Here is a 381-nt window from a genome sequence, read left to right as displayed (position 1 = left end):
TGCACGTGTGGCTGCCGGATTCGATGGAAGGTCCGACCCCGATTTCCGCACTGATCCACGCGGCCACCATGGTGACCGCCGGTATCTTCATGGTTGCGCGCATGTCGCCGCTGTTCGAACTGTCGGACGCCGCGCTGTCGTTCGTGCTGGTCATCGGGGCGATCACCGCGCTGTTCATGGGTTTCCTGGGCATCATCCAGACCGACATCAAGCGCGTGGTGGCGTACTCGACGCTGTCGCAGCTCGGTTATATGACGGTGGCGCTAGGTGCCTCGGCGTACCAAGTGGCCGTGTTCCACCTGATGACGCACGCATTCTTCAAGGCGTTGCTGTTCCTCGGTGCGGGCTCGGTCATCATCGGCATGCACCACGATCAGGACA

General features: G+C 61.9%; 1 protein-coding gene. It reads left to right on the top strand.

Annotated elements, in window-relative coordinates:
* Positions 1 to 381: proton-conducting transporter transmembrane domain-containing protein (locus tag NR125_RS29415; protein WP_306219977.1), on the top strand; the 381-nt coding region annotated here is incomplete at both ends.

The organism is Cytobacillus sp. Bac17 (assembly GCF_024519925.1).
In the GTDB taxonomy this organism is placed as follows: Bacteria; Bacillota; Bacilli; order Bacillales; family Cytobacillaceae; genus Cytobacillus; species Cytobacillus pseudoceanisediminis.
The sequence above is the reverse complement of the archived record's forward strand: the minus strand, read 5'-3'. Positions and strand labels throughout refer to the sequence as shown.